The following is a 12,758-nucleotide window of genomic DNA, read 5'->3' on the forward strand; positions in this document are numbered from 1 at the left end:
ACCACCCGCGACCGGGCACTTCTGGCAACCGGCGCGGCGGCGCTCTGGGCGCTTCACCCGATCCAGACCCAGGCAGTCACCTACATCGTCCAGCGCATGACCGTGCTCTGCGGGCTCTTTTCCCTGCTGGCCATGTGGCGCTACGTGCGCGGGGTGCGCACCGGAGAGCGCCGCGACTTTCTCTGGAGCGCCGCTTTCTACGCGCTGGCCCTGATGAGCAAGGAAAGCGCGGCGGCCCTGCCGGTGGTGGGACTGCTCTATGAGTGGATCGTCGCCGATCCCTCACGCGAGATCGGCGCGCGGCGGCGCCGCCGCATTGCCCTGGCCATCGCGATGATTCCTCCGATTATTCTCGCAGGCACCTACGCCGCGCTGAGCGACCAGCACTTTGCCCTGGGCACCCTGCCCGGCCGTGACTACACGCTCTTCGAGCGGATCCTCAGCGCGCCGCGCGTCTACTTCAAGGGCATGGCCATGCTGCTTTGGCCCTCGGGGCAGGCCCTCGACCATGCAATGGTCGTCTCGCGCGGGCTTTTTACGCCATGGACGACCTTTGTGGGCTGGCTTGCCATGGGCGCGCTCATCTTCGTGACGATCTTCACGCGGCGCGAGCACCGGCGCTCGGCCTGGGCGCTGCTGAGCTTCCTGGTTCTCCAGCTTCCCGAGAATTCTTTCCTGAATCTCGAACTCTTTTTCGAGCACCGGCTCTACCTGCCCAGCGCCCTGTTGCTGCCGCTCGTGCCGATCGGGCTGGCAAGAATCGTGGCGAGCAAGAACGAGCTGCGCGCGCCGGTGACGGCTGCCATCCTTGCGTTGCTGGCCCTCTCAGCCGGGCTCACTGTGCGCCGCAACCTGATGTGGAGCGATCCGGTCGCCCTGATGCAGAGCAACCTGCAGGTCACGCCCGGCAACGCGCGCGCACACTACAACCTGGGGCAGACGCTCGCCCGCGCCGGCGACGATGAGGGCGCGCTTCGCGCCTACAAGGAAGCCGAGGCCCGCGGCTACGACGAAGCAACCTTCGCGCTGGCCACCACGCTCCACCGGATGGGACAGATCCCGGCGGCGAAGGCTGCCTACCAGCGCGCGCTCAAGCAGCATCCGCGACCGGCCGAGGTGTGGGTGAATCTGGGACTTCTCTACAAACAGGAAGGCGATCTGGGCCAGGCGGACCGCGCCTATGAGTGGGCGCTCGAATTCGAGCCGAAAAATACCGACGCGCTACTCAACCTCGGCAACCTTCGGCTCAAGCAGGGCCGCCCCGAAGAGGCCGAAACCGTTTTCACCGGCATCATCGCCGAACACCCGGAAATGGCGCAGGCCCACTTCAACCGGATGCTTGCGCGCATCGCGCAGAACAAAAAGGAAGAAGCCCGCGAGGACTACCACGCGGCCCTTGCGCGGGGCTTCGAGCAGGCCCGGACCTATGCGGGATATTTCGGGGAACAATAACTCTTCGCCGGCCCCGCCCTATCCCAGCAGATACGCAACCACATCGGCGGCCGAGTAGTCGTGCCCGGCATCGCTGGTGAGCGCTCGCACGCAGGAAAGATCGTTGCCGGAAGTGACGATTGCGGGCTCCACGCAGCCCTCGCTTCGCACCTGCGGCTGCCCGATGCTTGCAAGCAGGCCGTTGCACAGGCACATGCGGCCTTCGCAGGCATCGGGCTCACCGCCCTTCTTCACATATGCGGCTTCGTCTTCTGCCGGGCAGCGATAACCCACCGATCCATCGAGCGCCCTGTACGGCGCGCGAAGCAACCCCACATCGCAGGCCGGACGCCGGCGTGCGGCGTAGAGTTCCTGCCGGGCAAGGGTTCCTTCCAGGTCCATGAGTTTGAAGGGAAAGCCCGTTGGCGAGGCCTTTGCATCGGTTCGAACGCGGGTGTCCGGCTTGCGGGCGAAGGCCACGGCGCGCTGTTTGAGCTTCGGCGTGAAACCCGATTCGTGACAGAAAGCAAAGGCCGTACCCACCTGGATGCCGCAGGCACCCGCTGCCAGCGCGTCTGCGAGCCCCTTTGGGCTTGCCACGGAGCCCGCGAGCCAGAACGGCAGTCCCAGCGCGGCGATGGCTTCGAGATCGATGGCATCGCGCTCACCGTAGACCGGCTCTCCCAGTTCACTCAGCTCCAGCGCGCCGCGCGGCGGGGCGTTGTGGCCGCCCGCCTCGGGGGCTTCGACAACAAAGCCATCGGGTGGCGGCGTTGCGCGCGCCAGGGATTTTGCGAGCGTCGCCGAAGAGATGATTGCAAGAAACTTCGGCCGCGAGAGCGCGGACACCTGATCCCCCAGCAACCTGCGCGCAGAGAAATGGATCTCATGTTCCTCGCCCCGGGCGGCGCCATCGACATGCACTTTGAGCGAGACATCTTCGCCGCGTATCAACGCGTCGATGACGCCCGGGATCTGCCGCGGAATTCCCGCGCCCACCAGCACGTAATCCACACCGGCCAGCAGCGCGCCAAAGAGCGAGGCAAGTGTGGGGAGCTGCACTTTCTCCAGGTAGTTGATTCCGACGAGTCCCTCATGGCCCTCTTTGGCGAGGAAGACCTCGGCGAAGTTGGCCAGCACGGTGAGCTCTTCGAGTTCGCGCGCGGGTTTGAGCGTGAACATCGGCGGGTTCTTGTAGGGCGCATCCTGCGCCTTGCCGCCGGGGATGTAATAGCGCGCGAGCACGCGCTCGCTGATTTCCTGCACGGGAAAGGATGCAAGAGCGCGGCGCATGTGGCCGCCGGAATCCCCGTCCTGGAGCCTGCGCACCAACACGTGGGTGAGCGCGGTGCCCGAGACCACGCCCATCTGCCCGGAGAGCGCAACAGCGCGCGCCAGCCGCCAGTCCGATACGCCAATGCCCATACCGCCCTGAATAATCCGGGGTTGATTCATACTGCCGCCTTCCGAGTGCCCGGGAACGGGCTGCACCCCCGGAAGACAATCCGGTCGCGCCCCGCGGGTGACACCGATGTTCAGTCAACCCGATTCTGCCACCCGAGCGATATGACGAACGTCATCTTCGCGCTGCCCTGCTTCCCGGTTAGAGTCGGTTGCGAGGCCCAAATAGTGGGCGCTAGCCTGTCGTTCTGTTCTTTGAGGCCCCGGGAGCAGAAACCCGCACCGCGCGCCTCTGGAGGAAATTCAATGGCCGAATCGCTGCTTCAGGACTTCACAGCGCCCTACAGTCCCTTTGAGTCATTCATGTATGACTACTTCATCGCCGGGGCGGTGGGTGACTTCGTCAAGGACGCGATGGACGAGTTTCTGGGAGAAATGCCCAGGGGCGCCAGCATCCTCGAAGTCGGTTGCGGCGGCGGCCATCTTGCCACCGAGATCATGCGTCGGCGCCCGGACCTCGAGTTCACGGGTCTGGACCTCTCCCACGAGCAGATCGCCCGCGCGAGAAAACGCAATCAAAACTCGCCGGGCAACCCGCGTTTCGTGCAGGGCTCGGCGCTCGAACTCCCCTTCGATGAGGGAAGCTTCGACGGAATCTTCAGCGTGGCCTCCATCAAGCACTGGCCCGACCAGCGCCTTGGTGTGAGCGAGTGCGTGCGCGTGCTTCGCCCCGGCGGCACGCTGCTCATCGCCGAGGCCGATCGCGGCTGCAAGCTCGAGGACGCCCGCAACTTCGTCGCCCACTGGCGTATCCCCGCCGCGCTCCGTCCCATCGCCCTTATGGGCTTTCGCACCTTCGTCGCCGGCCAGGGCATCGACGAAGGCGAAGCCCTGGCGCACCTCAAGAGCCAGCCTCTCAAGGACTGCGAAGTGCAGAAACAGCCGGGAATGCCCTCCCTCGCGCTGGTTGGGAAGAAGAAAGCGAAGAAGAAGAGCCCCTGAAACAAAGGGCGGCCCGATGGGCCGCCCTTTTCCATTGTGCTGTTTCGCAAAACCTAAAGAATCATCTCCGCCAGCGCCTTGCGATGGAAGGGGCCGTCACCGTAGGCGAGCTGGGCCCAGCGCAGGCGTTTCCAGAACAGGTGGACGTCGCACTCCCAGGTAAAGCCGATACCACCGTGGGTGCGCACCGCCGTGTCGGCGGTAAGCGGGCCGACCTCCGAGAGATAGGCCTTGGCCATGCGCGCGGTGAGCAGCGCACGCGGCGCGTCGTGGTCCTGCGCCCAAAGGGCGCCGTAGACGATGCTGCGCGCGTTCTCGATGTCGGCAAAGCGATCGACGAGGCGGTGCTTCACACCCTGGAAGCTGCCGATCGGGCGACCGAACTGCTCGCGCACCTTGGCGTATTCCACCGAGGTGTGAAGCAGCTTGCGGGCGGCGCCCAGCATCTCGGCGGCAAGCGCCACCCAGATGCGCGGCAGCGCTTTTTCGAGCGCCTTGGCCGCGCCGCCCTCGGCGCCGAGCACCGCGTCCTCGCTCACCTTCACGCCCGTGAGCTTTACGGTCGCGGTGTGGCGCGTCTCGTCGACAAGCTTGTTGGAGGTGATCTTTACGCCCTTGGCCTTCGCATCGACCGCAAAGAGGGTCGGGCCCTTGCTTGTGTTGGTAGTGACCAGCAGCAGGTCGGCGCTGCCGGCGTCCATGACGTTCACCTTCGTGCCGGTCAGCACATAGCTCTTGCCCGACTTCTTGGCCTTGACGCCGCCGGCGCACAGATCCCAGCCCTGATCTTTTTCAAAGGCTGCGAGCGTCGGGCGAATCGCGCCCTCTGCGATCTGCGGGAAGAGCTTCTTTTTCTGCGGCGCCTTGGCGGCGGCATCGATCGCGAGCACGCCGATCTGGCTGGAGAGATACGGCGCCACCATCAGGTGGTAGCCCTGCTCTTCGAGAAGGATGCCAAGCTCATAGATGCCAAGGCCCACCCCGCCCATGTTTTCGGGGATCAGGAGGCCGTGCCACCCAAGGGCCGACATCTCGTTCCAGTCTTTTTCATCGAAACCCGTGCCCGCGCTGCAGAGCTCGCGCACGCGCTCGGTGCCGAAGTTCGCGCCGAGAAATTTCTTGGCCGAGGTGCGCAGCACCTCCTGGGTTTCACCGTATTCGAATCGTTCCATTCCCTTGCTTGCCTGTTTTGCCATGGTGCTTACCCCTTCGCCATTCCGAGGATGCGCTCGCCAATGATGTTCTTCTGAATCTCACTGGTGCCGCCGCCGATGATGGGGCCGTAGCCGTTCATAAAGAAGAGCTCCCAGTCCCCGTACTCAAAGGCGCCGGGCGATTCGGCCCAGTGCCAGGCGTCGGGACCGAGCACGCGGATGGAGACCTCGCCAAGGCGCATCATCATCTCGCTCTGCTGCAGTTTTGAGAGCGACATGATTCCCATCGGGTAGTCCTGAAGCTTCTGGATCTTCGCGCGGGTCGAATGCTGGCGAAGGGCCTCGGTCTCAATGGCGAGTTTTACGAGGTCATCGCGCACGAGCGGATCGTCGAGCATCGACTTGCCGCCGCGTTTGCGGCTCTTGGCGAGCGCCGCCGTCTGGCGAATGCGGCCCTCAAAGGCACTGTGGATTCCCACGTCGCCGCTGCCGCCGCTGCCGCGCTCGTGCAGGAGAGTGGTCATGGCGATCATCCAGCCCTGGCCGGGCTTGCCGACGATCTGCTCGGCCGGGATCTCGACGTTCTCGAAGAAGGTCTGGTTGAAGGAATCCTCGCGGGTCATCTTGGTCAGCGGTTTGACCTCGATGCCCTCAGACTGCATGGGCACCAGGAAATACGAGAGGCCCGCGTGTTTCTTGGCTTCCTTGTCGGTGCGCGCGAGCAGGATCATCCACTTGGCGAACTGACCCTGGGTGGTCCAGATCTTGTGGCCGTTGATGATCCAGGAATCACCGCGCTTTTCGGCGAAGGTCTGCGCCGACCCCAGGTCGGAACCGGCGTTGGGCTCGGAAAAGCCCTGGCACCAGATCTCGTCGCAGGAGAGGATGCCGGGAATGTATTTCTTCTTCTGTTCTTCACTGCCGTGGGAGAGAATCGTCGGCATCGCCATGCGGATACCGATGACGTTGAGGATGGTCGGCGCCTTTGCGCGCGCGAGTTCCTGATTGACGACTTTCTGCATCCACGACTCGCCGCCGTGGCCGCCGTATTTCTCGGACACGCCGAGCCCCAGGTAGCCGCCCTTGTAGAGCGTGTTCTGCCACTTCTGCAGGTAGGCCACCTGATCGGCCTGATCGACTTCCAGAAAGGACATGGGCAGGTGGAACTTGGGCTTGGGAGGAAGATTCTTCTCCAGCCACTTCTTCAATTCTTTGCGGTATTTCGCCTGTTCGGGCGTGTCTTCGGCATAGGGATCGTGTTTCGCCATGGCTACGGTCGCCTCCTTAGCGTGTGTCGCGTGCCGCGCTGATATTGTGAAAGTGAGTATTCACTCACCTCTTCCGGGGGCCAAGCTTCGCACATGGCGCAGCGTGCAATCAAGGCGCGCGTGCAGAGTTTTGCGGGATGAATTGAACGGCTCTTACTTTGCGGGAACCGCCTTTGCCGGGGCTTGCGCTGGAGCAGGCGGAGCAGTTTCGGTGGCTTCTGCTTCTTTGGGCAGCGGCGGGACGTCCCTGCCCTCGCCAAAGCCCAGCACCCAGAACTCGTCCTCGGTGACGCCCGCTTCCTCTTGCGCGACCGCCAGCTCTTTAAGCGGGTCGAGCTCGGCATCGTCTGCCAGCCGGAAGGTTCCGAAGTGGATCCCCATGCTCCGCAGCGTGCCGAGTGTCTGATGTGCCCTGACCGCCTCGACCGGATCGATGTGCACCGGCGCCATGAACCAGCGCGGCAGGTAGGCGCCGATGGGAAGGAGCGCAAGACGAAGCCTTGGGAAGCGCTCGGCGATCATCGCAAAGTGCGGGCCCCAGCCTGTATCGCCGGCAAAGTAGATCGCGCCGTGGGGGCTCTCAATCACGTAGCCGCCCCACAGCGTCGTGTTGCGGTCGCACAGCCCGCGCGCCGAAAAATGCTGGGCCGGCACGAAGTGCACGCGTACCGTGTGCGAGATCTCCACCGAGTCCCACCAGTCAAAATCGCGGCCGCCGGGAATCTCTTCTTCTTCGAGCAGCGCGCTCACGCCGAGCCCCACGAAGATGGGTGCGGGACGTTCCTCCGAAATGCGCCGCAGGGTCTCGATATCCAGATGGTCGTAGTGATTGTGGCTGACCAGCACAGCGTCGAGCGGCGGCAGATCTTCGAAGCGAATGCCCGGCGCGCGCACGCGTTTGGGCCCCGCCCAGCTCACCGGGCTCGCGCGCTCGGACCACTGCGGGTCGGTCAGGAAATTGAGGCCGTCCACCTGAATGAGTGCGGTCGCATGATTGACGAAGGTCACGCGCAGCTCGCCCTCCCCCACGCGCTCGGGAGGTTTGGGCCCCGGCTCGGACTCCACCCACTCACGCCACTCGCCCGGCGTGCGCGTGAAGGTCCACTGCCAGAACGCGGCAAAGCGCTTCGGCGGCGTCGGCGCAAGGTTCTGAAAATGCTCGCCGTCGAAGTGCTCGCTTGCGGGGCCCTCATACTCGGGTCCGGAAAACACGCAGCACCCGAGCACGTAGACGCCCAGAAAGCAGCCGATCGCCAGTGCACCGATACGGCGCAGCCAGCGCCAGAGACGATTTCGTTTTTTTTCGTTCACGAGAGCACGTAGTCCAGCATCCGGTTCAGGCTCTCACCCGCGCTGCCGTGAATGACGACGTCGGCCATGGCGTCCATGGGTGTGGGCTCTCGATTGACAATGATGAGGCTGGCGCCGCGGTCTTTGGCCTCCACCGGAATGAAACAGGCGGGCTGGACGACGAGCGAGCTGCCGACGACCAGGCAGCAGTCGGCGTTGCGGGCGCGTGCGAAGGCTTCGGCGGTTTCTTTTTCCGGCATGGACTGGCCGAAGCTGATGGTGTCGGTCTTGATAGGGCCGCCGCACATCCCCTCGGGTCCATCGGGATCAGGCTCACTGCAGTAGGGAACGCCGTCGCTCACGCCGGGCGCTTCTTCGACGATGCGCTTGCGAATGTCGGCGGCGGGCCACTGCTTGCCGCATTTCAGGCACGAGGCCGTTGCGACCGTGCCGTGCAGCTCGATCACCCTGCCCTCGCCGTGCCCGGCGCGCTGATGAAGACCGTCGATGTTCTGGGTGACCACGCAATCGAGCTTCTCCATCTGTTCGAGCCGCACGAGCGCCTTGTGCCCGGCGTTGGGCTGGGCTTTGAGAATGGGTTCGTAAAATTCCTTGCTGCGTTCCCAGTAGAGCTTGCGATTCTTGTGAAACGCGATGAACTTCTGAAACAGGAAATCGTTGGGGTCGTACTTGTTCCAGATCCCGCTGTCGCTGCGGAAGTCGGGGATCCCCGACTCGGTCGAAATGCCCGCGCCGGTAAAGGCCACGATGCGCCGGGCATCGGCCAGGATCTGCGCTGCCTTGCGAAGTGCGGTGTCAGGTTCCATCTGCGTGCTCCAGTCCCTAGCGCAGCCAGTCAAAGAGGCCGCCGGAGTTCGGCTCTTCGAGGGCTTGGTCGATCAGCCCGCTCAGTTCATCGAAGGAGCGCAAGCCGGCAATGAGCTGATCGCCGACCAAAAAGCTCGGCGTCGCGCGAACGCCCGCGGCAACTGCGCTCTTGAGATTCATGTCCACTTCATTGAGATAGCGCGGCCCGGTGTAGCAGCGCTCGAAGGCCTCCGGGTCGGCGCCCAGCTCGGCGGCGAGCTTGCGCGCCTCCTCATCGATGCTCGCAACCTCGATTTCGCGCGCGTGCTCGTAGAAGTGCGCGCCCGCCTTCCAGAAGAGCGTCGTGTCTTGCTCGCCAATGCACCTGGCCGCGGCGTAGGCCGGGCGCGCCCAGGCGTGGGAAGGGCCGGCGATGCCGTAGTAGCGGAACTCCACGCGCCCTCCGTACTCCGCGGTAAGGCGCTCGACCACCGGGTGCGCCTGCGCGCAGGCCGGGCACTGCAGGTCGGAGATTTCCACCACAACGAGCGGCGCCCCCTGCTTCCCACGCACGGGGGCCTCACGCAGGTTCAGGGACGCGATCGTCACCGTATCGAGGGTGATCGCCGGCATGGACTGCGCGGCAACCAGCCCCGCACAGAGCAGAAAACAAAAAGAGAAAAGAAACACGCGCATTTGTCAGTTCCTCTTGCCGGTTCCAAGGCTCACGCCGCGCTTGTAGGTGGCCGAGCCTGTCGCAATGAGCACGCCGGTCTCGTCCTCGACGTTGACGTCCACCACGCAGATGCTCTTGCCGCGCTTTCGCACGCGGCTGCTGACGACAATTCCCGAATCCGGCGCGGGCGCTTCGAGCTGGCTCACGAACAGGCTCACCGTCGCGCCATAGCCTTCGGCGGGCCCCGCCGGATCGGCGTAGACCGCGCAGGCCGCCGCGGCGTCGATGGCGCTGGCAATGACGCCGGTATGGATCGCGCCGCCGGCATCGAGCAGGTGTTCGCGGGGGGCAACGCTGAGCCGCGCCTCATCGGGCGCGAGCGCGTCGATGCTCCAGCCGATGAGCTCGGCATAGCGCGAGCCGCCAAGGCGCTGGCGCAGCGCGCGGGCCTGCGCGACGTAGTCGATGCCGCTCATTCGTGCTTTCCGACCTTCGTTCCCATTTTGTAGGTCGCCGTGCCGGTGGCGATGAGCTTGCCCTCGGCGTCCTCGATGTCCACGTCCACAACGACGATGCTGCGCCCGCGCTTTCGCACGCGTCCGGTGGCAATCACGTCCTTGCCCGGCGCGCCGGCCGAGAGATAGTTGGTCAGCAGGTTGAGCGTGGCGGCATTGAGGCTCTCGATCTTTTCAAAATCCGAGAGCGCAGCGACGCCTGCGGCCAGATCGATGAGCGCAGCAATGGCACCCCCGTGCAGGACGTTGAGAGTGCGCCCCAGGTGCTCGGCCCAGGGAAGGCGCACGCTGGCCTCGTCGACGCTCATGGAATCGATCTGAATCCCGAGGGTCTTCGCAAAAGGCGCGTTTTCGAAAAATGGGCGGATACGCGCCAGGTGCTCTTCAATGGTCTCGCTTCGTTTGCTCTCTGCCATGCCCCCTTTGTAGCGCGCCCGGAGGCCCCGTTCCACCGGTTGCCGCGGGTGGGGGCACCGCGATAGGCTGCGCCCCGGCGGGGATCAGCCCGCCTCCACCTGGAAGGCACCAAACCCCATGAGTGACACCGAACAGCCCATCATGCTCGACGAGGGCTCGCCCTGGACCATGCACCTCGAAATCGCCCGCGCCGCAGCCCAGGAGGCCGGCGCCATCCAGCTCGAAAACTACGGCACCATCGAAAAGTTCGAGAACAAGGGCGAGGTAGACCTGCTTACCCACGTCGATCTGGCCAGCGAAAAAGTCATCAAAGATGCCATTCGCCGCCATTACCCCGACCACGAGATTCTGGCCGAGGAAAGCGACCTCGAATCGGGCAGCGACAGCGACTTTCGCTGGGTCATCGATCCGCTTGACGGGACGACCAACTACACCCACGCCTACCCATTTTTTGGCCCGAGCATCGCGCTTCTTCACAAGGGCGAACCGGTGATCGGCGTGGTGCTGCTCCCACTCATCAATGAAGAATTTACCGCCATCAAGGGTGACGGCGCCTATCTCAACGGCAAGCCGATCTCGGTGAGCAAGGTGGACGACCCCGCAAAGTCGCTCTTCTGCACGGGCTTTCCCTATGATCGCAAGGAGCGGCCCGATTACTACATCGCAAAATTCCGGGAGTTCATGAAGCTCGGCCACGGCGTTCGCCGTGCCGGCGCGGCTGCGGTGGACCTTTGCTACGTTGCCTGCGGGCGCATCGACGGATTCTGGGAAGAGCGCCTGAAGGCCTGGGACGTGGCGGCCGGCTCGCTGCTCGTGCGCGAGGCGGGCGGCACCATCACCATGTTCGACGGCGGCGATCTCGACATCTACGGCGACAACGTCATCGCTTCGAACGGCAAGATCCATGAGACCATGATCGAGACGATCCGCAACGTCTGAGGAGACTGAGCATGAGCACGGTTGCCCAGCAGCTGGCCGAGTGGATCTGCTCGGTGCGCTACGAAGACATTCCTGAGCGCGTTCTCGAAAAGACGCGCTACCAGACCCTCAGTGTCATTGCCTCCATGCACGCCGGCGCCGATACGAACGCCGGGCAGGCCGTGCTGCGCGCCGCAACCAAGTGGCGAAAGCCCGGCCCCTGCACCGTCATTCCAACGGGCCAGCAGATGGCGCTGCACGAAGCGGTCATGGTCAACAGCGCGTTTTCCATGGCGCTCGACTACGACGACTACCTCTATATGGGACACACCGGGCACTCGGCCGTCCTGGGCGCCTGGGCCATCTGCGAGGAAGAGCGGCTCTCGACCAGGGAGCTCATCACCGCACAGGTCATCGCCAACGAAATCGGCGGGCGCGTGGGCGCAAGCGCCGTGCTGGGCCCCCAGAACGGACAGGCCTGGAGCTTCATCCACGCAGTCGAGGGTGCGGCGCTGGCCTCGCGGCTCTATGGGCTTAGCGTCGAGCAGACCGCCCACGCTATTGCCATCGCCATGTACCAGCCGACCTTTACGTTGTGGCCGGGCTTCATGGGCCCCACCAGCAAGGTGCTCACCGCCGCCGGACCGACCATCACCGGCATTCAGGCCGCCCAGTTCGCCCGTGAGGGGCTGACAGGCGCGCCCGAAATTTTCGAACACCCGCGCAAGGGCTTCTGGAAGTTCTTCACCTTTGTCCCTCTCCCCAAGATGCTCACGGGCCTTGGAGAGTCCTGGGTGAGCGACACGCTGGCCTACAAGAAGTATCCGGGCTGCGCCTACATCGATACGACCATGGACGCGCTCTTCGATGTGCTCGGCCAGTATCACGAGAGGCACGACCGCGCGCTCGGCGCCGCCGATGTAAAAAGCATCGATGTCACCGCGAGTTTACTCTCGGTGGAGATGGACAATCTCTCGGCTGAGCACGTCGACGAGAGCCAGCCCCTCTCACCGGTAAACATCAACTTCTCCATCGGTTTCAACGTGGCCATCGGCATCCTGGGCGGCGCGCACACCGGCGCGCAGATGAGCCAGGATTTTCTCGACGCCAACGACAAGGAGATCCGGCGCCTCTCGGCCATGACGAAGCTCCACCACGACTGGGAGATGACCACCCGCGTGGCGGGTGCCTTCGATAAGGTGCTCGGACGCAGCTCGGTGCTCGGGCAGCTCTCGGCCCGCGAGCTCGTGCGCGTGGCGCGCGGCTACCAGAGCGAGCTCGGAGGACGCAAGAAGAACTCCGCCGACTTCGGCGCGCTGATTCGCCGCCACGGCGGCGACCTGCTGCGCCAGGTGCGCGAGCTTCCAAGGCGCATGAGCCGCGTGCGCGCGCGCGCCGCAGACAACGGCGGCGCGGACCTTGGCGGCGTGGATTTTTCAAAATTCGAGATGACCTTCCCCGCGCGCGTAACCATCGAGACGAAATCGGGGGAGAGTTTCACCGCGCGAAAAGACGTCCCGCTGGGCGTCTCGGCCCGCAAGGACTACCGCGAGACCGTCGAGCAGAAGTTTCGCACCGAAACGGCGGCGCAGCTTGGCGAGACTCAGGTCGAGAACGCACTCACGCGCCTTCGCCGCTTTGAGGACGAGCGCCTGCAGGAACTCACCAAGTATTTCTGCCAGCCCTGAGCTGCAATGAGCGAGCCGACCTGCCTGACCATCGGCCATTCGAGCCACTCGGTGAACGAGTTTGTCGCCCTTCTCAAGGAACGCGGCGTCGAGGTCGTTGTGGACGTGCGCTCGCGCCCTTACTCGAAATACCACCGGCACTTCAGCTACGACGCGATCCGGGAGAACCTGAGCGCTCGCGGCCTGCGGTA

At 64.4% G+C, this 12,758-nt stretch carries 13 protein-coding genes; 5 read left to right on the forward strand and 8 right to left on the reverse strand.

Annotation, left to right across the window (positions count from 1 at the left end; all coding sequences use genetic code 11):
• On the forward strand, positions 1-1,452 hold a 1,452-nt coding region (locus KDH09_19680; GenBank protein ID MCB0221928.1), incomplete at its 5' end, for a tetratricopeptide repeat protein.
• 18 nt (positions 1,453-1,470) lie between these two features.
• Here the strand turns inward: KDH09_19680 and KDH09_19685 are convergent.
• The gene (locus KDH09_19685; GenBank protein MCB0221929.1) at positions 1,471-2,886 is read right to left on the reverse strand and encodes a nitronate monooxygenase; all 1,416 of its coding nucleotides are present in this window, start codon (positions 2,884-2,886) and stop codon (positions 1,471-1,473) included.
• Between the two features lie 252 nt (positions 2,887-3,138).
• Between KDH09_19685 and KDH09_19690 the strand changes: the two genes are divergently transcribed.
• The gene (locus tag KDH09_19690) at positions 3,139-3,834 is read left to right on the forward strand and encodes a class I SAM-dependent methyltransferase (protein ID MCB0221930.1); all 696 of its coding nucleotides are present in this window, start codon (positions 3,139-3,141) and stop codon (positions 3,832-3,834) included.
• A 53-nt stretch (positions 3,835-3,887) separates the two neighbouring features.
• Here the strand turns inward: KDH09_19690 and KDH09_19695 are convergent, their stop codons facing one another.
• The 7 genes from KDH09_19695 to KDH09_19725 all read right to left on the reverse strand — a co-directional run bounded on the left by KDH09_19695 (position 3,888) and on the right by KDH09_19725 (position 9,960).
• Complete coding sequence (locus KDH09_19695) at positions 3,888-5,030, reverse strand: acyl-CoA dehydrogenase family protein (protein ID MCB0221931.1); 1,143 nt, start codon at positions 5,028-5,030, stop codon at positions 3,888-3,890.
• 5 nt (positions 5,031-5,035) lie between these two features.
• On the reverse strand, positions 5,036-6,256 hold the full coding sequence (locus KDH09_19700; GenBank protein ID MCB0221932.1) for an acyl-CoA dehydrogenase family protein: 1,221 nt from the start codon (positions 6,254-6,256) through the stop codon (positions 5,036-5,038).
• Between the two features lie 153 nt (positions 6,257-6,409).
• Positions 6,410-7,567, reverse strand: a complete 1,158-nt coding sequence (locus KDH09_19705) for an MBL fold metallo-hydrolase (GenBank protein ID MCB0221933.1) — start codon at positions 7,565-7,567, stop codon at positions 6,410-6,412.
• A complete protein-coding gene (locus KDH09_19710) occupies positions 7,564-8,373 on the reverse strand; it encodes a Sir2 family NAD-dependent protein deacetylase (GenBank protein ID MCB0221934.1) in 810 nt (269 codons plus the stop codon). Before KDH09_19710 ends, KDH09_19705 begins: the two co-directional genes overlap by 4 nt.
• 16 nt (positions 8,374-8,389) lie before the next feature.
• Positions 8,390-9,049, reverse strand: coding sequence for a thioredoxin domain-containing protein (locus KDH09_19715; protein MCB0221935.1), 660 nt, complete (start codon positions 9,047-9,049; stop codon positions 8,390-8,392).
• Positions 9,050-9,052: 3 nt separating this feature from the next.
• A complete protein-coding gene (locus KDH09_19720) occupies positions 9,053-9,505 on the reverse strand; it encodes a PaaI family thioesterase (GenBank protein MCB0221936.1) in 453 nt (150 codons plus the stop codon).
• Positions 9,502-9,960 (reverse strand): PaaI family thioesterase, encoded by a 459-nt coding sequence (locus tag KDH09_19725; protein MCB0221937.1) that lies wholly within the window; start codon positions 9,958-9,960, stop codon positions 9,502-9,504. The genes KDH09_19720 and KDH09_19725 overlap by 4 nt, the downstream gene beginning before the upstream one ends.
• Before the next feature lie 169 nt (positions 9,961-10,129).
• Here KDH09_19725 and KDH09_19730 point away from each other — a divergent pair, with 169 nt between their 5' ends.
• The 3 genes from KDH09_19730 to KDH09_19740 form a co-directional block, all read left to right on the forward strand.
• A complete protein-coding gene (locus KDH09_19730) occupies positions 10,130-10,900 on the forward strand; it encodes an inositol monophosphatase (GenBank protein MCB0221938.1) in 771 nt (256 codons plus the stop codon).
• An 11-nt stretch (positions 10,901-10,911) separates the two neighbouring features.
• Positions 10,912-12,567: an MmgE/PrpD family protein gene (locus KDH09_19735; protein ID MCB0221939.1), complete on the forward strand. Its 1,656-nt coding sequence runs from the start codon at positions 10,912-10,914 to the stop codon at positions 12,565-12,567.
• A 6-nt stretch (positions 12,568-12,573) separates the two neighbouring features.
• A partial coding sequence (locus tag KDH09_19740) for a DUF488 family protein (protein ID MCB0221940.1) occupies positions 12,574-12,758 on the forward strand: 185 nt, incomplete at its 3' end.

This window comes from Chrysiogenia bacterium, assembly GCA_020434085.1.
Lineage (GTDB): Bacteria > JAGRBM01 > JAGRBM01 > JAGRBM01 > JAGRBM01 > JAGRBM01.